The sequence below is a fragment of the Dysgonomonas sp. ZJ709 genome, from assembly GCF_011039195.1.
Taxonomy (GTDB): domain Bacteria; phylum Bacteroidota; class Bacteroidia; order Bacteroidales; family Dysgonomonadaceae; genus Dysgonomonas.
The window spans coordinates 85,538-104,760 of record NZ_JAAKEM010000002.1 but is presented as its reverse complement, the minus strand read 5'-3'; the positions used below and the strand labels follow the sequence as shown (position 1 = coordinate 104,760).

General features: G+C 37.7%; 17 protein-coding genes. 10 read left to right on the top strand and 7 right to left on the bottom strand.

Annotated elements, in window-relative coordinates; all coding sequences use genetic code 11:
• Nucleotides 1–17: 17 nt before the first annotated feature.
• On the bottom strand, nucleotides 18–1,166 hold the full coding sequence (locus tag G7Y56_RS02700; RefSeq protein ID WP_165026865.1) for a HAMP domain-containing sensor histidine kinase: 1,149 nt from the start codon (nucleotides 1,164–1,166) through the stop codon (nucleotides 18–20).
• Between the two features lie 289 nt (nucleotides 1,167–1,455).
• Between G7Y56_RS02700 and G7Y56_RS02695 the strand changes: the two genes are divergently transcribed.
• Complete coding sequence (locus G7Y56_RS02695) at nucleotides 1,456–2,376, top strand: TIGR01212 family radical SAM protein (RefSeq protein ID WP_165040873.1); 921 nt, start codon at nucleotides 1,456–1,458, stop codon at nucleotides 2,374–2,376.
• A 1-nt stretch (nucleotide 2,377) separates the two neighbouring features.
• Here G7Y56_RS02695 and G7Y56_RS02690 read toward each other — a convergent pair whose 3' ends face one another.
• Nucleotides 2,378–6,253 (bottom strand): DUF748 domain-containing protein, encoded by a 3,876-nt coding sequence (locus G7Y56_RS02690; RefSeq protein ID WP_165040871.1) that lies wholly within the window; start codon nucleotides 6,251–6,253, stop codon nucleotides 2,378–2,380.
• Nucleotides 6,254–6,349: 96 nt separating this feature from the next.
• Nucleotides 6,350–7,543, bottom strand: coding sequence for a bifunctional phosphopantothenoylcysteine decarboxylase/phosphopantothenate--cysteine ligase CoaBC (gene coaBC, locus G7Y56_RS02685; protein WP_165040869.1), 1,194 nt, complete (start codon nucleotides 7,541–7,543; stop codon nucleotides 6,350–6,352).
• A gap of 226 nt (nucleotides 7,544–7,769) precedes the next feature.
• Here coaBC and G7Y56_RS02680 point away from each other — a divergent pair, with 226 nt between their 5' ends.
• The 9 genes from G7Y56_RS02680 (at nucleotide 7,770) to thrC (ending at nucleotide 16,265) form a co-directional block, all read left to right on the top strand.
• The gene (locus tag G7Y56_RS02680) at nucleotides 7,770–9,278 is read left to right on the top strand and encodes a peptide MFS transporter (protein ID WP_165026875.1); all 1,509 of its coding nucleotides are present in this window, start codon (nucleotides 7,770–7,772) and stop codon (nucleotides 9,276–9,278) included.
• A gap of 17 nt (nucleotides 9,279–9,295) precedes the next feature.
• Complete coding sequence (locus G7Y56_RS02675) at nucleotides 9,296–10,699, top strand: peptide MFS transporter (protein WP_165040867.1); 1,404 nt, start codon at nucleotides 9,296–9,298, stop codon at nucleotides 10,697–10,699.
• A 20-nt stretch (nucleotides 10,700–10,719) separates the two neighbouring features.
• A complete protein-coding gene (locus G7Y56_RS02670) occupies nucleotides 10,720–11,211 on the top strand; it encodes a DNA-deoxyinosine glycosylase (RefSeq protein ID WP_165040865.1) in 492 nt (163 codons plus the stop codon).
• 74 nt (nucleotides 11,212–11,285) lie between these two features.
• Nucleotides 11,286–12,749, top strand: a complete 1,464-nt coding sequence (rpoN, locus tag G7Y56_RS02665; protein ID WP_165026882.1) for an RNA polymerase factor sigma-54 — start codon at nucleotides 11,286–11,288, stop codon at nucleotides 12,747–12,749.
• Nucleotides 12,746–13,393 (top strand): phosphatase PAP2 family protein, encoded by a 648-nt coding sequence (locus tag G7Y56_RS02660; RefSeq protein WP_165040863.1) that lies wholly within the window; start codon nucleotides 12,746–12,748, stop codon nucleotides 13,391–13,393. Before rpoN ends, G7Y56_RS02660 begins: the two co-directional genes overlap by 4 nt.
• 20 nt (nucleotides 13,394–13,413) lie before the next feature.
• Nucleotides 13,414–13,794 (top strand): glycine cleavage system protein GcvH, encoded by a 381-nt coding sequence (gene gcvH, locus G7Y56_RS02655; protein ID WP_165026887.1) that lies wholly within the window; start codon nucleotides 13,414–13,416, stop codon nucleotides 13,792–13,794.
• Between the two features lie 3 nt (nucleotides 13,795–13,797).
• Entirely contained in the window at nucleotides 13,798–14,304 is a 507-nt protein-coding gene (purE, locus tag G7Y56_RS02650; RefSeq protein WP_165026889.1) for a 5-(carboxyamino)imidazole ribonucleotide mutase, read from the top strand.
• Between the two features lie 28 nt (nucleotides 14,305–14,332).
• Nucleotides 14,333–14,938, top strand: coding sequence for an SIS domain-containing protein (locus G7Y56_RS02645; protein WP_165026892.1), 606 nt, complete (start codon nucleotides 14,333–14,335; stop codon nucleotides 14,936–14,938).
• A 28-nt stretch (nucleotides 14,939–14,966) separates the two neighbouring features.
• Nucleotides 14,967–16,265: a threonine synthase gene (gene thrC / locus G7Y56_RS02640; protein ID WP_165040861.1), complete on the top strand. Its 1,299-nt coding sequence runs from the start codon at nucleotides 14,967–14,969 to the stop codon at nucleotides 16,263–16,265.
• An 86-nt stretch (nucleotides 16,266–16,351) separates the two neighbouring features.
• On the opposite strand, the gene argB is transcribed toward thrC, so the two are convergent.
• The 4 genes from argB to G7Y56_RS02620 all read right to left on the bottom strand — a co-directional run bounded on the left by argB (nucleotide 16,352) and on the right by G7Y56_RS02620 (nucleotide 19,215).
• Complete coding sequence (gene argB, locus G7Y56_RS02635) at nucleotides 16,352–17,119, bottom strand: acetylglutamate kinase (RefSeq protein WP_165040859.1); 768 nt, start codon at nucleotides 17,117–17,119, stop codon at nucleotides 16,352–16,354.
• A gap of 89 nt (nucleotides 17,120–17,208) precedes the next feature.
• Nucleotides 17,209–17,478: a 30S ribosomal protein S15 gene (gene rpsO / locus G7Y56_RS02630; RefSeq protein ID WP_165022686.1), complete on the bottom strand. Its 270-nt coding sequence runs from the start codon at nucleotides 17,476–17,478 to the stop codon at nucleotides 17,209–17,211.
• A gap of 87 nt (nucleotides 17,479–17,565) precedes the next feature.
• Nucleotides 17,566–17,958, bottom strand: coding sequence for a DUF3127 domain-containing protein (locus G7Y56_RS02625; RefSeq protein WP_255491387.1), 393 nt, complete (start codon nucleotides 17,956–17,958; stop codon nucleotides 17,566–17,568).
• Between the two features lie 129 nt (nucleotides 17,959–18,087).
• Nucleotides 18,088–19,215: an AI-2E family transporter gene (locus G7Y56_RS02620; protein ID WP_165040857.1), complete on the bottom strand. Its 1,128-nt coding sequence runs from the start codon at nucleotides 19,213–19,215 to the stop codon at nucleotides 18,088–18,090.
• Between the last annotated feature and the right edge of the window lie 8 nt (nucleotides 19,216–19,223).

Sequence of the window (19,223 nt, the reverse complement as noted above, 5' to 3'; positions counted from 1 at the left end):
CATTGTATTAGCAGAACTTAATCGACCTTTTTCAGTTCGATGCAAAATGTAGTCCCAACATTTATATCCGACGATTTCACATACACTTTCCCTTTGTGATACGATTCAATAATGCGTTTGGCTAGAGACAGGCCGAGTCCCCACCCTCTTGCTTTTGTAGTATATCCGGGATTAAATATTGCCTGGAATTTTGATTTTGGAATCCCCTTGCCCGTATCGCTAATATCAAGGCAAATGATACCCCCTTTGTCGAATAGCGTAAATGTTATACGCCCAATCCCTTCCATTGCATCGACAGCATTTTTCGTAAGGTTTTCTATTACCCAACTGAAGAGGGATTCACTAATATTAGCATATAAAGGTGTAGAAGGAATATCGAGTTCGAATATTACTTTCTTAGATATTCTTTTTTGAAGATAGGTTATCGTTTGACGGATAAGTTCGTTTACTTCCTTTCGTTCCAAGACAGGTGCTGAACCTATTTTAGAGAAGCGGTCGGTAATCATCTGCAATCTATTTACATCCTTCTCCATATCAGTTACGATAGAGGGATCAACGTCTTTCATTCGCAGATATTCTGTCCATGCCATCAACGATGAAATAGGTGTTCCCAACTGATGAGCAGTCTCTTTAGACAAACCAACCCACAATCGGTCTTGCTCCATACGCTTGGTACTCATTATAGCAAGTAGGGAGGTGATTACAAAGATGGTCAATACCGCCAACTGAATGTATGGAAAAATCTGCAAACGCTTAAGTGTATAAGAATCATCGTAATAGACATACTGATCAAAATCTTCGACATCTATCACTATGGGCTCGTGCTTCTTCTCGAATGCAGCAACTTTCTCTTTTAAAAACTCCTGCTGATCTTCGTCAGGCAATTCAATATTTGTCGAAATATAAAAATTTTCTTTCTTATCGTACAGTATAGCCGGGATAGTTGTATTGCTTGCCTGAATCTGAACAATAAGATTCATGCTTATATTATTATCACTGCTTACAAATTCTTTTGTCGCCTCTGCCCAAACAGTTATCTTATTGGCTTCTTCGCGAGATAAATCTTTCACCAGATAGTGAGACACGATCAAAGAACCGAAAGCTATGACCATAGCTACGATTACAAAAAGATATCTGAAAAAAAGTTTATACTCGAAGATTTTCATTCGATAAAGATAGAAGTTTCTTTTATTAGAAAACGTCAGGAGTTATAAATTCGTATTTAGCTAAGCATCATTTGCTCTATATTGATCTGTTTATCAGACTGAGATACAAAGCATCTCTCCATGGAATGCACTCAGGAGACCCTCACTACGTATCGGGATGACAAATTCAACTAAATATTTTATTGTTTATTTTCTAATCTCGACTCACGTTATTTAATATTAATAACAAAATAAAAATATTTATAAGAATCCGAATTCTTACCTTTGTCGCTCAACTAAAGAGAGATAAATGCAAATCAAACCATATAAAGAATTTGGGGAACTTCTTACTAAACATTTCCCCCACAAAGTACAAAAAGTATCCATAAATGCAGGGTTTACCTGCCCTAACCGCGACGGCTCGAAAGCGGTAGGGGGATGCACCTATTGCAACAATCAGAGTTTCAGCCCGGGATATGGAGGAAAACAGCGATCGGTAAGCGATCAGTTGAAAGACGGAATAGCCTTCTTCTCTTACAAGTATCCTGAGATGAAATATCTTGCCTATTTTCAATCATATACTAACACCTACGACAGTACCGATAAATTGATTGAACTGTACGAAGAAGCATTAGCCTACCCGAATGTAGTTGGCCTGATAATAGGTACACGACCCGATTGTATGCCGGATGAATTACTCAACTATTTTGAAGAGCTAAATAAACGCACTTTCCTGATGATAGAGTATGGTTTAGAATCGACTTTAGATTCTACACTCGAATTTATTAACAGAGGACACACCCACGCCGAGAGTGTAGAAGCTATAAAGAAAACTGCGGCGCGTGGTATTTCTACCGGTGCACATTTAATACTCGGATTACCACACGAGAGTAAAGAGCAGATATTAGCTCATGCCGACGAAATTTCAAAATTGCCTCTCACTACAGTAAAACTTCATCAATTACAATTGATCAGGGGAACTGTTATGGCAAAGCAACATAGAGAGCATCCCGAGTGGTTCAATTTATTTAAAGTAGAGGATTATATCGATCTATGCATTGATTTTGCCGAAAGGTTAAACCCTGACTTCGTTATCGAACGCTTCGTTTCGCAATCACCTAAACAGTTGCTTATAGCACCGGATTGGGGTCTGAAAAACTTTGAATTTACGGCTATGGTGTTGAAACGCTTCGCTGACCGCAATACATGGCAGGGAAAACTTTACAAGTAAATTATTGTCCTTTACTATCGTCATCCTGCTTTTCGGTCTGATTCTTTTTCTTCTTCCCGAAGCTGAAAAAGTTCTTGATACTAGAAAAGACTTTCGATACTTTCTTAACAAATTTCTGTTTACCCTGAGATACACCGACTGACTCTACCACAGGTGGCTGTAATATCTGCCACAGGTAGTTGAATGTAGAATGATAAGGATCGCGTACTATGGTAATATGGGGCTGGCGCGGCTTACGGCCTTCTTTATCGGGGTTGTTAGTCTTCAATGCTTTATTTGCTAGATATGTGTAGACCTTTTGCTGCTCCTTTGTTTCCAGATCTTTAAAGACTGTAATATTCAAATCGTTATACAAGAACAGCATATCGACAGTTGCACCTTTACTTGAAGCGTGCGTCTCAAAAGTGAGATCGTTCAGCATACCACTTGTCACTTCGGCTGTAGCCATAGGTGTTATTAACTGGTTCATATCCCGAAGATCGAAATTCTTAAGATGAGCATTTAGAATAAAATTATCGTTATGCTCATCAACAGGCAGCATCCATGTTGCTGTGAAATGACCTGTTCCCATTAATTTACCGTCTGCATTCAGTTTTATAAACTGATTAGGGCGCGACACTATATTTGTAAATTCGGTAAACCTCCCATTCATTTCTGTAAAGAATATCTTACCTGATTGCTTGCTATTTTTAGGCAGTTCTTCATAAACCACAGAAAAATTATGCACGTCCAGATTGTCTACCGAAAGTTTGAGCGGTGCTTTTTGCAATCCCTCGTATATCATCGGCATTATATTGTGCTGTATTTCTATCTGCTGGTTCTTGAAGTTTTCGAGAATAACATCGTTAACCTGAACATCTTTTATGATTAGCTTCTTTTCTGATAAATATGTTGGTAAATCAAGATCCGAAATTAATATATTACCAACCGAAAGATTGAACCAGTCTTTATGACGAGGATGCTTATATGCAAATTCAGTTTTAGAATAAGCTGGTATCATATACAAACCATCAAGGGTCAAACTGTTCTTCTTTTTACTTAAATCTATCTCTCCCACCTCGATTGTATAAAAGCCATTCATAATAGGGAAACGAATATCCTTCGTATTGAATGACACATCATCTAGGGCTATTGTTTTTTTATTTGCATCTAACGAAAAGCCTTCAACATTGAGATTCGTTTCATTTATCTTTTGTTTCCTTGTATTTTGCCCTTCCAAATTGGAAGTATAGTTTATACTGGCACCGGTAATATCGAACTTATTTACTGATACATTTTTCGCATAAGAACCGATAAGATCATAAATATCTTTTTTCGATAGTGAATCAGCGGCCTGCATAACAGTATCCTTTTGGTTATGTATCTGATGATAATCAATTTTGGGATTCTTTATATTTACTCCGTTCAAAACAAACGACGAATTATTTCCCTTAGGTGACCATTGCATTGTACCGATCGCTATTTGTTCAGACTTCATATCTACCAGAACATCAGGCTGTGTAAGGCTAAAATCAATATCTGTAATATCGAATTTGCCGATACCAATAACATTACCTAATAAGGCGGAAATATCACTCGTATCTGTTGCCTTATTTTCACTCTTGGCTTTCTTCGATGAATTGTGCTTCAAATAACTGACCCGGGGTGCATCCAGTAAAATTTCACCAATATTACTCTTATCGTTCGCACTCCAAACTATCGTTTTTAATAATAAGTTATTAAACTTTAAAGTCAAACTATCTTTCGATGATCGATCCAGATAACTAATATCAGCATCATTTAAATTCAGATTCCCTATATTTAAGCTTTTCAGGAAAGAGCTTATATCATTAGGCGAAGCTTTATTACCAGCCTTTGTTTCGCCGGCAGCAATCTTAACAATATCTACTTTAGGTGTATGTAAATTAAACGAAGTAATATTAATCGATTTTGCATTGGGATTATATATGCCTCCCTTTCCTTCTATCAAAGGTGTTTCGAAACTTAGATATGTTCCGCTATGCTTATTCTTAAGTTGATCTTGAGGTATTATTTTTACATTTTGCAAACGCAATCCATCACCCAAAGTTGAAAAACCACCTCTTGCTATTTGTAAGCGATAATCTTTTCCCGGCAGATAATTATCAAAATTTCTAAAACTTAAGCCAAAACCATCATACGTAAAAAGGGAACTCGACGCTTTACGCGTATCGTCATTTATAAGAAAGTTGGTCACGAACGCATTTAGATTTCTCAACCGATAGTTAGCCCCTGTGATTTTGTCATTGTATGCCAGATCAGCATTTAGGAGGCTAATCCTCTTAATAGAAAAGAAGTTTAGAAAGGGTGAAATAAGATCGAAGACATTATTCTTATCATCCGATAGATCTGGTTTAGAAGATTCTGTTTTGGGTCTCTTTACCTTAAAATAGTTAATATACGGGTTGCTTATTTTTAAAACATCCGCTTCTATACCCTTGTCTACGACAAGTTCTTCGAGAGCTATCAGTTTTATAGAACCGGACATATAATCCTGTCGGGTATGGGTAGAGATCGGAGACACTTTTATATCTTCTACACGCAAAAACCGCTGCATTGCATCCAGATTTATATGGGCAATACTTATATTATGATTTTTATCGGTCAAAGCTCCGTTTATTCCTCTGGCATCTAAGGAAAAATTCTCGGAATGCCAATACCTGTTCCTTACATCCGCCAGCGAATCGATAAGGAAATTACCAGCATGAATATTGAGTTCCTCAAGTGTATATATGTTCTTAAAATCACCTGCTGTTTGCGTATATTTAAACTTAGCTCGTTCTATTCCAATATTCTGTATAGCTACGCTATGTAAAATCGGTGAAATAATTCGATGAAGCGATAAGGATTGTATTATAGTATCTGATTTTTGTTTTTTACTCGGTGCTGCCGAATCTATTTTAGTCGTAAAATACTTTATATCAGAAGCAATAATATCGAAAGTTCGGGCATCAAAATAATTTAAACCTTCTATACGGCTAAATTTAGCACCTTTCATATCCACAGCTTTCAACTTAGCATCTATATACGTATCGGGCATCTGATGTATCTCTTGCCATAAAGTATCGCGGGGTTCCAGACTTACATTTTTTATCTGAATAATAGAATCGATTGTATTTAGGCGTATAGTATCCGCCGTGAGTAGGAGTTGGCTCGTATTTAATATAACCTGTGGTTTTTCTACCGAAAATTCAAAATCGTCGAAATAAAGCAACTTACCATTCTTTGAAGAATTTTCATCCAATCGAAATTGATACGCATAGAAATTTATTCCGCTGAGGGCATAAATAGATGGAGCAATAGGGTCTTCGATGATATAACTTACACTGGCATTCTCCATATTCATCTTTTTGACACTTATCGCATCAAAATAAGGGGATGCCATCTCGTACAAGGTCTTCGATTCTACATATTTAATTTTCTTCTCGAAACGATCGGAACTATATGCATCAAAAACTTCTACATTGGGAGACTGTATTTCAAATAAATCAAAATTTAGCTTTTGGTAATTAAATCTCCAAGTCAGATTTACCCCCTTAAACTCAATTGATTTTACATGTATCTTAAAGTATGTATTAGGTAAACTATCTTTAGCCGCCCATTCGTCAAAAATAAGTGAGTCTGGGATAACTTCTATATTGCGGATGGATAATTCGCCATTGAAAAGGCCAACGGATAAACTATCAAAAGAAATTTTGTAAAAGCCATCAGTAGCATCAGATACTGCTTCACTTAATTTTTCATTCAGATAAGATTCGAGACGTTGTGTCAAGTACCAGTTGGCAGCAAAACCTATAATAATAAGTGCTACAAATGAGAGAAAAACATATGTAAGTATTTTCTTCGCTTTATTATTCATCAGCTTTTATATCCTTGAATGTCTTTCATTCAACAATCCGGAGCTGCTATTTGTTTATAAAGCAGTTACAGACCATAAAATAGTTTACATTGCAAGTTAAGCTAAAGTTTCTGTGATAATATCAGATGCGACTTCTTTTTTCGATTTTAGACCAAAATCTTTCCGATCGCCATTTCTACTCAGAATAGATATCTTATTTGTATCATATTGAAAACCAGCACCAGAATCATTTAAAGAATTAAGTACAATAAAATCGAGATTCTTCTTCTCTATTTTTTTCAGTGCGTTTTGTGTCTCATCTTTAGTCTCTAAAGCAAACCCGATCAATCGCTGACCGTCTTTCTTCATTCCACCCAGAGAGGCGGCAATATCTTTATTGGGAACAAGTAGAAGGTTAAGTTCCTCGCCATTACGTTTCATTTTCTCCGAAGCCTGCTCTTTGGGTCTGTAATCTGCCACAGCAGCACAGAGTATGGCGGCATCCATATTAGGAAATACATTTACAGAAGCATTATACATTTCTTCTGCAGACTCTACATTTACTCTGGTAATATTAGGATGATCGGTTTTTAAAGATACCGGACCGGCAACAAGTATTACCTCAGCACCACGACCAGCACATTCTTCGGCTAATGCGAAACCCATTTTACCCGATGAATAATTTCCTATAAAACGAACAGGATCCAGCTTTTCATAAGTTGGTCCAGCCGTTATCAGTATTTTTTTTTTTGAAAGAGATTCTTGTTTTTCAAAAAATTCTTCAACGAATGCGGTTATTTTTTCAGGTTCTTCCATTCGACCTTTACCTATAAGGTGACTGGCCAATTCTCCGGCAGCTGGTTCTATAATAATATTCCCATACGAACGAAGGATTTCTATATTTCGGGTAGTAGACGGGTGAGCAAACATATCCAAATCCATAGCAGGAGCTATAACGACAGGAGCTTTCATCGAAAGATAAGTTGTGATAAGCATATTGTCGGCTATACCATTGGCCATCTTACCTAAAGTAGAAGCTGTAGCAGGGGCTATGATCATCAGATCTGCCCAAAGTCCTAAATCGACATGACTATGCCATGTACCGTCATTGGCAGTAAAAAACTCACTTACCACCGCTTTCCCTGTAAGCGCAGAAAGAGTTACAGGCGTAATAAATTCTTTTCCGGCAGGTGTAATTACTATTTGCACCTCAGCACCTGCTTTTATTAATAAACGAGTTAATGAGGCCGCTTTATAAGCAGCAATACTACCTGTAATACCAAGTACTATATGTTTACCTTTAAGTGTCATAATCCGCTATTCTGTTAATCTTTTGACAAAGATACATGCAATAAAAATTTATAGCTCACGAAACTGATATAAAAATTTCATAAAAAGACTTCACCTTTCATTTTTCAATTAGCCGATTTAACGGGATAATCATCGTGATTTCAATTAATTTTCTATATTTTTGCCACGTTAACAGAGCAGCATAATGCATCCGGCTCCTAATAATGACTTAATTAAAGCATCAAAGATGGCATCCTCGCAACAACCTGAGACAGAATTAACGCTAGAAGAGATTCACAATTTCAAAGGGAAATATCCCAAACAGCTATGGTACTTATTTACAGTAGAGATGTGGGAACGCTTTTGTTTCTACGGAATGCGGGGAATACTGGTTCTTTTCATGGTAAGCGAATTTGCAGACACCATGACCCGTGTAGATGCCAATCTTAAATACGGAGCCATACAAGCTTTTGTATATGCATTTACATTTATCGGAGGTATTTTTGCCGATAAAATATTAGGATTTAAAAAATCCCTTACCTTCGGCGCCATAATGATGATACTCGGCAACTTGCTGATAGCCGTCTCCCCTCACGATTTCTTCTTCCTCGGTATTGCATTAACGATCATAGGTACCGGATTCTTCAAACCCAATATATCGTCTATGGTAGGTGAACTATATGCTGAAGGCGATCCACGACGCGATGCAGGATTCAGCATGTTCTATTCAGGTATAAATATTGGAGCACTGTGTGGCGGGGCATTATGCGTTTGGCTAGGCAAAGAGCATGGATGGAGTTACGCTTTTATTGCGGCCGCTAGTGTAATGCTATTAGGACTCATCATCTTCACCTTTACTAAAAAACACTTGGGACCAATCGGAAACAGCCCTCTTAAACATTTAACTGCATCTAAAAGAACCGTCAGAGAGATCGCAGTATATATAGGTGCTCTAATAACAATTCCGCTCATATTCTTAATGATAAAGAACACAGAATACACCGATATGTTTATGTATATCATAGGCCCTTTAGCTTTACTGTATTTCTTCTATCAGTTCTTCAAAATAAAAGATACTAAGGCGCGCAAAAAGATGATTGCCGCTCTCATATTAATTTCCTTCTCTATCGTATTCTTTGCATTTTTTGAGCAAGCAGGTGGTTCTCTATCGCTATTCGCTGCTGACAATATCAAACACGAATTGCTATTCTTCTCTATAGATCCTAATATTGTCAATAATAGCTCCAACTCATTATTTGTTATCATATTCAGCCCTATAATAGGACTTATATGGCTAGCATTAGCTAAAAGGAAATTGGAACCAAGTACTGTCGTAAAATTCGGTATGGGTTTTGTCTTCTTAGCCGGAGCATATTACATATTTTTCACCGAAAGATTATTCGCTGACGGTGACGGAATGACTTCCCTTAATATATTTGCCGCCGCTTATCTGGTTATGACTCTTGGTGAGTTATGCCTATCACCGATAGGATTATCGATGATTACAAAACTTTCGCCTCACCACTTGGCAGGGATGATGATGGGATTATGGTTCTTAGCTAGTGCTTATGGACAATATCTGGCAGGACTAATTGGTGCAGGAATGTCATTACCTAGTGCAGCAGCAACCAAGATGGAACGATTAATGGCATATACCGAGGGTTATCATCAATTAGCAATATATGCAATCATCATGGCGGCAGTAGTATTTATTCTGTCCCCGATAATCAGAAAACTAATGCAAGAAGTAAAATAAAACAAAAACCAGAATATATGTTGACCGAAGTATCCAGCTATAAAGAACCATCTAGTAAAAAACTTTTCGGACATCCCATAGGTTTGTACCTTCTTTTCTTTACCGAACTGTGGGAGCGTTTCTCCTATTATGGAATGCGCGCTATACTCATCCTCTACCTTACAAAATCGATGATAGAAGGAGGGATTGGTTTTGACGAATCTTCAGCAGGATTAATTTATGGTTGTTTTACAGGACTGGTATACTTTACACCTCTTATCGGTGGTTGGTTAGCCGATACCTATTTGGGACAAAGAAAATCCATTGCAATAGGTGGGGCTACAATGATGATCGGTCAGCTCACATTATTTCTTTTTCATAGTCAGTTCGGTTTATTTTTAGGGCTTTTCCTCCTCATTATAGGTAATGGTTTTTTCAAACCTAATATTGCCACATTACTCGGTGGTCTATACAAAACAGGTGATGCAAAACGCGATTCGGCGTTCTCCATTTTTTATATGGGTGTCAATATCGGTGCATTCTTTGCTCCACTTCTTATAGGTTTTCTTGCGGATGATGTATACGCCATAAAAAACACTGCGGGCGAAATTATCAGCCATGGGTATAGATACGGGTTCCTTGCAGCAAGTATAGGAATGTTTTTCGGGCAAATCCTGTACTTATCATTGTCTAAAAGGTTTCTTGGCGACTTAGGAGTCAAACCTGCGGGTGGGAAAATTAAAGCATCGGAGAATGATGGCGTAGAAAAAATAAATGCCCCTTTAACTCCGGACGAAAAGCAACGAATTATAGCCATATTTGTTTACTTCTTTTTTGCAATATTCTTCTTTGCCGGATTCGAACAAGCCGGATCATCGATATCTCTCTACACAGAGAAATTTATAGATAGAAGCATTGGCACATTTAATATTTCGACCACTTGGTTCCAATCGGTTAACCCTCTCTTTATTGTGTTACTGACTCCGCTGTTTGCAATGCTATGGCCATCCAAACTCGGTCAAAAGATAACAACTCCCGTAAAAATGGGATCAGGACTAGTTTTCTTAGGTATTGGATTCTTCTTCATGCTCGGGGCTGTTGCTCAGAGAGGCGGTGATATAGCCGATACTACGGTGAAAGCAAGCATGTGGTGGGTTGTATTTACTTATCTGTTGCATACAATCGGCGAACTTTGCCTATCTCCTGTGGGTATGTCGACAGTAACAAAACTGTCTCCACCGAAATTAGCTTCCCTACTAATGGGCGTTTGGCTTCTTTCATCATGTTTTGCAAACTTCTTAGGAGGATGGATTGCTTCGGTAACAGGATCGTTCGGGGCAGGATCGGTGTATATGATCTTATGCATTGGAGCAATAGTATGTGGCCTTACGCTAATCTGTCTTAATAAGAAACTCCTGAAAATGATGCACGGAGTGAGATAAAGCATAATCACTGTTGTTATATGAGAAAGATTGCTTTCCCTCCGATAGTTGACAGTAATTCGCGAATATTACTTTTGGGTACAATGCCTAGTGAAGAATCGTTGCGTAAACAGGAGTACTACGGGCATAAAAGCAATCAGTTCTGGAAAATACTATTTACTCTATTCGCTCAACCATTTTCTATAGACTATAAAGAAAGAGTAGCATTACTTATCGAGAATAGAATTGCATTGTGGGATGTACTATGCTCATGCGAAGGACAAGGCAGTGCAGACACCAATATAAAGAATGGACAACCAAATAATTTTGCTTTGTTCCTTTCTGCGCATCCGCATATAACTCACATATTTTTCACCAGCAAAAAGGCCGAAGAATTCTACAGAAAATATATTGGTTTTGATAATAACAAGGTATATTTGACACTCCCATCACCTAGCCCGGCAAATGCAGGAACTCCACTAGTCCAGAAAATTGAAAAGTGGAAAGTTATTTTTAGTGTTTTAAAATCTTAAGTCTTTTCTTATTAGAATCTAGTTTCCAAAACAATTATTATCTTTGTCTAACAAGGAATTTATCAATATTCGTTATGGCTCTCAAACAACAGTTACAACTTAAGCAACAACAGAAGCTTTCGCCTTTGCAAATGCAGGTGATAAAGCTTACCGAACTGCCGACTATTGAATTGGAAGAGCGTGTAAAACAAGAACTTGAAGACAACCCTGCATTGGAAGAAGGCCTTGAAATAAACGATGATTCTTCAGATTTCGACAGTGATATTAATCAAGATGATGATACTAATATTTCTCAGGAAGATATTACCCTAGGGGATTATCTGAGCGAAGAAGACATTCCCGACTATCGCCTTCGTGATAATAACAAACAATCATCTACAGCCCGACAAGATGAAATACCGTTCTCTGTTGCAGCATCTCTCCATGAACATTTGATAGAACAACTCGGCGAGTGTGAATTAAACGAACGGGATCATACTATTGCCGAATATATTATAGGAAATATTGACGAAAGCGGGTATCTCGATCGTTCGTTATCTGCTATATCCGACGACCTTATTTTTCAACAAAATATAGATGTATCTATAGATAAGCTGAGAAGCATATTAGATATTATTCAGGATTTTGAACCGACTGGTATTGCAGCCTGTAATCTTCAAGAATGTCTTTTACTCCAATTGAAAAGAAAGAAACAATCAAAAGCTGTAAAACTGGCAACAGCCGTTATCTCAGATTATTTTGACGAGTTTTCGAAAAGACATTACGACAAAATAATGAAGCAACTTTCGATAGACAATAATATTCTAAAAGAAGTTATTCAAGAAATCACAACATTAAATCCTAAACCGGGAAATAACTGGGACGATTCTCTGGCTACGACTTTAAGTACTATTGTTCCCGATTTTATTGTAGAAGTATACAATGGAGAGTTATTCCTTAGTCTCAATAACCGAAATGTTCCCGATCTTAGAGTGAGCCGCGAATATTCTGACCTTTTCAAGGGCTATTCTGACAATAAAGAAAGTATGAATGCCGATACTAAAAATGCGGTTCTTTTCGTTAAACAAAAATTAGACTCTGCACGCTGGTTTATTGAAGCGATTAAACAACGACAAGAAACTTTGCAGCGGACCATGCAGGCTATTATCGATTTACAATATGACTTTTTTCTGACAGGAGATGATGCTCAGTTAAAACCGATGATACTGAAAGATGTTGCAGAGCGTACAGGTTATGACATCTCTACTATATCGCGGGTAAGCAATAGTAAATATGTACAGACTAACTTTGCTATTTACCCACTTAAGTATTTCTTTTCAGAATCGATGCAAACAGACACGGGAGAAGAGATATCTTCGCGAGAAGTAAAATCGATATTGAAAGAATGCATCGAAAACGAGGATAAGAAAAAACCGGTAACCGATGACAAATTATCAGAAATTTTAAAAGAAAAAGGATACATTATAGCGCGACGGACGGTAGCTAAATACAGAGAACAAATGAATATTCCTATCGCCCGATTAAGAAAAGAAATATGAGAAGAGAAAAAGAACCAGTATTAGCCCAAGCTATATCGATTATAGCCCATCCACTTTTTATGGCGACATACGGGGTTTGTTTCCTGTTTCTATGCACTAGTTTCGGTGCTCTCTTTGCCGGACAATCGGTCAAGTTTCTATTACCAGTGTTTCTATTATCTTGTGTTGTTCCTGCTATTAGCATTTTCTTTATGAAGCAGGCAGGGCTAGTTAAGGACTATGATCTCAGAGATAGGCATGACAGACTCTTGCCTTTCTTGGTTTCGATATTATCTCATGCCCTACTATTTTACTATTTCTTTAGGGCTGGTTTATACCCTTGGTTTATAGCGACTCTTGCTGCACCACTTATCTTATTGATAATGGGAGCAATAATTACTTTATACTGGAAGATAAGTGCGCACATGCTAGGTATAGGAGGGTTGATCGGCAGCATCCTGTCAGTTTGCTACAATGTCAACCTTAGCAGACCAAACCTTTCCAATTTATTAATCATTTTGTTTATCTTAGCAGGGTGTTTGGGTGTATCACGACTAGTATTGAAACGCCATACGCCGGCACAAGTATATGCCGGATTCTGTTTAGGCTTAGTTATCTCATATACATGCGTTTGGTTCGGTGCTAATTTGAAATATATTTTTTAATTAACTAAAATAATAAAGATATGAATTTTCCTGAAAATCTTAAGTATTCTAAAGATCACGAGTGGATTCGTGTAGAAGGCAACACTGCGTTTGTTGGTATTACAAGTTTCGCTCAAAGCGAATTAGGTGAAATCGTTTATGTAGATGTAACGTCAGAAGGTGAAACATTTGCTAAAGATGATGTATTTGGAAGTATAGAAGCTGTGAAAACTGTTTCAGATCTTCTTATGCCCGCAGGAGGAAAAGTATTGGAAATAAATCCGGAACTGGAAGAAAAACCAGAACTCGTAAATGAAGATTCTTACGGAAAGGGATGGATTATAAAAATAGAACTAACTAATGCAGCAGAAGTAGATAGTCTACTATCGGCAGCAGATTATAAAAACTTAATAGGAAAATAATATATGAAACCGGTTGTAAGTATCATAATGGGAAGCACTTCGGACCTTCCGGTTATGGAAAAAGCGGCGAAGTTTTTCGATGAAATGGAAATTCCATTCGAAATACATGCTTTGTCTGCACATCGCACACCTGAACGTGTGGAAGCATTTACCAAGGGAGCTAAAGACAGAGGTATAAAAGTAATCATTGCAGCAGCGGGAATGGCAGCACACCTTCCGGGTGTTATTGCATCTATGACCTCAATCCCTGTGATCGGAGTGCCTATCGATGCATCGCTCGATGGTATGGACGCCTTACTGGCGATAGTACAAATGCCTCCGGGAATACCTGTGGCTACAGTGGGGATTAATGGCTCGCTCAACGCTGCGATACTTGCATTGCAAATGATAGCAACAGGCGATGCAGCGTTACACGATAAATTGATAATTTATAAAGAAAATCTTAAAAGTAAGATAGAAAAAGCGAATGAAGATTTGGCCAAAATACAATTCAAGTATAAAACAAACTAAACTTCATTCCAATAATTGAAAGCTACAAATGAATAGAGACGACATACGTTCTATCCTTGAACATGAAGCATCGGCGATACGTAACATTCCTATCTCCGATGCTTATTCGCATGCTATCGATCTGATAGTGGAACAGGTAAACCGCAAGAAAGGGAAACTTGTAACCAGTGGTATGGGAAAAGCCGGACAGATTGCACAGAATATAGCGACAACATTCAGTTCGACAGGTACACCATCCATTTTTCTGCACCCAAGCGAAGCTCAGCATGGCGATCTTGGCATATTGCAGGAAAATGACATTATGCTTGTTCTTTCCAACTCCGGAAAAACAAGGGAGATTATAGAGCTTATCGATTTAGGTAAAAACCTGATCACAGGTATTAAATTTATCGTAATAACAAGTGATCCTGAAAGCCCTTTGGCCCAAAAGGCTGATGTATGCCTACCCACAGGAAAACCGGAGGAGGTATGCTCACTTGGTCTTACGCCAACAACATCGACTACAGTAATGACTACCATTGGTGATATACTGGTTGTAGGAACTATGCAAGAAATAGGATTCACTCCTCAAGAATATGCTAAACGTCATCATGGCGGATATCTTGGAGATAAATCGAGAGGAATGAGTAAGTAATATTACTCACTAATACAGAAACATATTTATGAAATATTACAGCACCAACAAACAGGCATCTGAAGTCAATCTTCAAGAGGCTGTAGTGAAGGGATTGGCACCGGACAAAGGTCTGTTTATGCCGAAAAAAATAAAAGTACTACCTCAATCATTCTACGAGAATATTGACAAATTAAGCTTTCAGGATATTGCTTATACAGTTGCAGATGCTTTCTTTGGCGAAGACGTTGAAGCTGACACGCTCAAAAAAATCGTATATGATACGCTCAACTTCGAAACACCATTGGTACATGTTAATGATAATATTTACAGCTTAGAACTTTATCATGGTCCTACCCTCGCTTTCAAAGATGTCGGCGGACGTTTCATGGCTCGTTTGCTTGGGTACTTCATTCAGAAGCAAGGTCAAAAGGATGTGAAGGTGCTTGTTGCCACTTCAGGCGATACCGGAAGCGCTGTTGCCAACGGTTTTCTTGGAGTAGAAGGAATCCATGTATATGTACTTTATCCGAAAGGGAAAGTAAGCCATATTCAGGAATGTCAGTTTACAACACTAGGGCAGAACATTACAGCAATCGAGCTAGATGGCACGTTCGACGATTGTCAGGCTATGGTTAAAACTGCATTTCTGGACGATGAATTAAACAAAAAATTGAATCTTACTTCTGCTAATTCTATTAATGTTGCCCGCTTCCTGCCTCAAGCATTCTACTATTTTAATGCTTACGCACAATTGAAAAAGCAGGGCAAGGCTAAAGATGTCGTATTTTGTGTTCCCAGCGGGAACTTCGGAAATATAACAGCCGGACTTATCGCTAAAAAAATGGGACTGCCTATCAAACGATTTATAGCCGCTAATAATAAGAATGATATCTTCCTACAATACTTAAACACAGGTGTGTATACGCCGCGCCCATCTACTCAGACCATAGCTAATGCAATGGATGTAGGTGATCCGAGCAATTTTGCACGGGTATTAGATTTATACAATCATTCTCATAATGCCATAACATCGGATATTACAGGCTATAGTTATACTGACGAAGATATCAGAAAGACACTGAAAGCAACCTACGAGAAAACAGGTTATCTGCTAGACCCACATGGAGCATGTGGCTATCAGGCTCTGATAGATGGCTTAAAAGAAAATGAAACGGGTGTATTCTTAGAGACAGCTCATCCTGCTAAATTTCTGGAAACAGTTGAATCTATTATAGATCAATCCGTAGAAATTCCCGAAAAGCTAAAAGCTTTCATGAAAGGCGAAAAGAAAAGTATTTCAATAGATAAGACTTTTGAAGAATTTAAAGCATTGCTTCTCAAATAATAAAATTGAGAAGAGGCTTAAAACAAAGAAGGTTACAGAATTAATTCTGTAACCTTCTTTGTTATTATATCATTATTCAGATAACCTTACACGACAACCGTACCCAAGTTTTGTCCTATCTCTGATGCACTAGTGATTATAACTTCTTTCACACCGGCTTCTATCGAAGCAAAAGAGTTTTCCAGTTTCGGAATCATTCCGCCTTGAATTATTTTCTCTTTAACCAGTCGTTCAAAATCTGCTTTATTTAAACGAGGAATAACACTATTATCGTCATTCTCATCCATCAGCACGCCTCTTTTTTCAAAGCAATAGACCAAGCTTACATCAAACGATTTGGCAAGCGCTTTTGCTGTTTCTCCGGCTATCGTATCAGCATTGGTATTAAGCATATGCCCTTCTTTGTCGTGTGTGAGTGGAGCTAATACAGGCACAACACCTTGAGATATAAGAGATACGAGGAAATTGACATTCACTTCTTTCACATCACCAACAAATCCGTAGTCAACATCTTTCACAGGACGCTTTTCGGAACGAATAAGATTCATATCAGCTCCCGTCAAACCTAAGGCATTTACACCTTGAGCTTGTAGTCCTGCAACTATATTTTTATTTACCAGCCCGCCATAGACCATTGTTACTACCTTCAATGTCTCCTCATCTGTTATACGCCGTCCATTCACCATGTGGCTTTCGATACCTAAACGCTCAGCTAACTTTGTAGCCGAACGGCCACCACCATGCACCAACAGTTTATAGCCTTCTATTTGTGAGAAGTCTTTCAATAATTGTTTCAGCGAGTCTGCTTCTTCAACAATCTTGCCACCAACTTTTATAATTGTCAATTTTTCCATACGTGATCAAATAATGATGCAAAGATAATTAAAATAAAAAAGGTTGTTTCTTTTGAAACAACCTCTTCTTTTCTTTTTTAACCAGAAAATTACTTTCTGATACCTAGTTCTTTGATTATCGCACGGTATCTTTCGATATCGTTTTTGATTAGATAATCAAGTAAACAACGACGTTTACCTACTAGACGTCTCAATGATCTTTCTGTGTTATAATCTTTCTTATTTAACTTCAAATGCTCAGTTAAATGCGAAATACGGAACGAAAACAATGCTATCTGAGCCTCAGGTGAGCCAGTATCAGTGTTAGACTTTCCGTGTTTTGCGAAGATTTCTTGCTTTTTAGCTGAATCTAAATACATAAGTTCTTCTTATTTTAATTTATTTGCGAGGCAAAGATAAGACTTATTTTTTGACAGACAAATCTTTAGCCTATATTAAATCATTTTTCAGAATGGCAGATCATCTCCGCTATCGCTTGTAAAATCAACCGGAGGCGCAGATGGTGCAGGCTGACCGCTAGCTGCATAAGGTGCAGGTGCTGATCCTGCTGCTCCAGCCGGCTCTACTTTCCATGCTCTTACATCTGTATACCAATTTCCATTATATTCTCTACTTTCAATGTCGAAAGATACATCCAGAATATTACCGATTTGTAACACTGCGTCACTTATTTTATCTCCCCAAACTGTAGCACATACTTTCTTAGGGTAGGTTCCATCTGTCTCGAGAATGATGTTTTGCTTTCTCCATTCTCCATTTTTACCCATACCGGTTTGTACAGGCATTACTTGAATTAATTTAGCTGTTAGTTGCATTGCATATTTATTAATTAAGGTCACAGACCTATTTATTATTACGTAGTTATACTACCAAAAAGTTTCTTTATTGTATAAGATAATTATCGATACTTTATATAATTACCCATCCTTCGAAAAAGAAGCATAAAGGTATAAAAAATAACCCTAATCCTATCCCTCGTGGGGCGGTATATTTTCAGAATGAGTATCCATTTGCAAGTTCTCGGCGGCTGTAAGAAACTGCCTGTAATATGATAACAATAAAGTTGTCAACGGAATAGCAATAATCATACCTACTACTCCAAAAAAAGAGCCCCATATCGACAATGAAAGTAAGATGATTGCGGGATTTAAACCCATTGCTTTACCCATTATCTTTGGCACTAAAAACAGATCGAGAATACACTGAATGATAATATAAACAAGAATAGTGAATCCGATCATAGCCCAAAAAGTGTCGTTCGTTTGAGATGCTCGCAGCCAGCAAAGAAGTATAGCCGGAGGAAAAGTGATTACCTGCAAGTAAGGAACCATATGCACCAGACCGACAAAAATACCAAAAACGATTGCTAACGGCAGTCCTATAATCTGAAAGCCAACAGCATAAAGCACCGCAAGAATAATACAGATGAGCGCCTGATGACGAAAATAGGTATTCATATTTTTTTCGACATCAACCGTTATACGGTTCACCACAGGGCGATATTTAGGTGGCACAAGAAATCTCCAGAATTCGTTAATTTTATCATAATCGAGCATTATAAAAATAAGGTATAATATCACAATAAAAACCACTGTAAATCCCAACAGAAATGAAATTGTATCCGAAAAGAGCCTCTCTAATGCTGGACTGACATATTGTATTGTCTCGATCATCGTATCTCTGGATAAGCTATTGCGTATTTCCTTAAAATCGACATATCGGTCTATAATATCAGCCATATGCAATGGAATACCATCACTACTGATAGTTGTAAATTCGTAATTACTAATCAGGTTATTGATTTGCCATATCTCTTGTTCGATAAGAGGAACAAGCAAAATTCCCAATAATGTAAATACGCCTGCAACCGACAACAACGTTAGTATAACAGCAAAACTATGAGCAATATGTAGCTTTTTCTTCAAAAAGCGCACAACAGGATTCAACATATAAGCAAAAAGCCATGCTATAAAGAAAGGGAGTAAAACCCCTTTCAACAAATAAAGCAAATAGAGTCCACCACCTATAGCTAAAGCACTAATTATTAAGCGGACAACTCTATCTAAAGTGAATGGCTGATCAAAACGTTGTACCATATGCTTAC

Coding starts and splice junctions, on each gene's coding strand:
- G7Y56_RS02700 (WP_165026865.1), bottom strand. CDS start 1,166: ATGAAAATCTTCGAGTATAAACTTTTTTTCAGATATCTTTTTGTAATC.
- G7Y56_RS02695 (WP_165040873.1), top strand. CDS start 1,456: ATGCAAATCAAACCATATAAAGAATTTGGGGAACTTCTTACTAAACAT.
- G7Y56_RS02690 (WP_165040871.1), bottom strand. CDS start 6,253: ATGAATAATAAAGCGAAGAAAATACTTACATATGTTTTTCTCTCATTT.
- coaBC (WP_165040869.1), bottom strand. CDS start 7,543: ATGACACTTAAAGGTAAACATATAGTACTTGGTATTACAGGTAGTATT.
- G7Y56_RS02680 (WP_165026875.1), top strand. CDS start 7,770: ATGGCATCCTCGCAACAACCTGAGACAGAATTAACGCTAGAAGAGATT.
- G7Y56_RS02675 (WP_165040867.1), top strand. CDS start 9,296: ATGTTGACCGAAGTATCCAGCTATAAAGAACCATCTAGTAAAAAACTT.
- G7Y56_RS02670 (WP_165040865.1), top strand. CDS start 10,720: ATGAGAAAGATTGCTTTCCCTCCGATAGTTGACAGTAATTCGCGAATA.
- rpoN (WP_165026882.1), top strand. CDS start 11,286: ATGGCTCTCAAACAACAGTTACAACTTAAGCAACAACAGAAGCTTTCG.
- G7Y56_RS02660 (WP_165040863.1), top strand. CDS start 12,746: ATGAGAAGAGAAAAAGAACCAGTATTAGCCCAAGCTATATCGATTATA.
- gcvH (WP_165026887.1), top strand. CDS start 13,414: ATGAATTTTCCTGAAAATCTTAAGTATTCTAAAGATCACGAGTGGATT.
- purE (WP_165026889.1), top strand. CDS start 13,798: ATGAAACCGGTTGTAAGTATCATAATGGGAAGCACTTCGGACCTTCCG.
- G7Y56_RS02645 (WP_165026892.1), top strand. CDS start 14,333: ATGAATAGAGACGACATACGTTCTATCCTTGAACATGAAGCATCGGCG.
- thrC (WP_165040861.1), top strand. CDS start 14,967: ATGAAATATTACAGCACCAACAAACAGGCATCTGAAGTCAATCTTCAA.
- argB (WP_165040859.1), bottom strand. CDS start 17,119: ATGGAAAAATTGACAATTATAAAAGTTGGTGGCAAGATTGTTGAAGAA.
- rpsO (WP_165022686.1), bottom strand. CDS start 17,478: ATGTATTTAGATTCAGCTAAAAAGCAAGAAATCTTCGCAAAACACGGA.
- G7Y56_RS02620 (WP_165040857.1), bottom strand. CDS start 19,215: ATGGTACAACGTTTTGATCAGCCATTCACTTTAGATAGAGTTGTCCGC.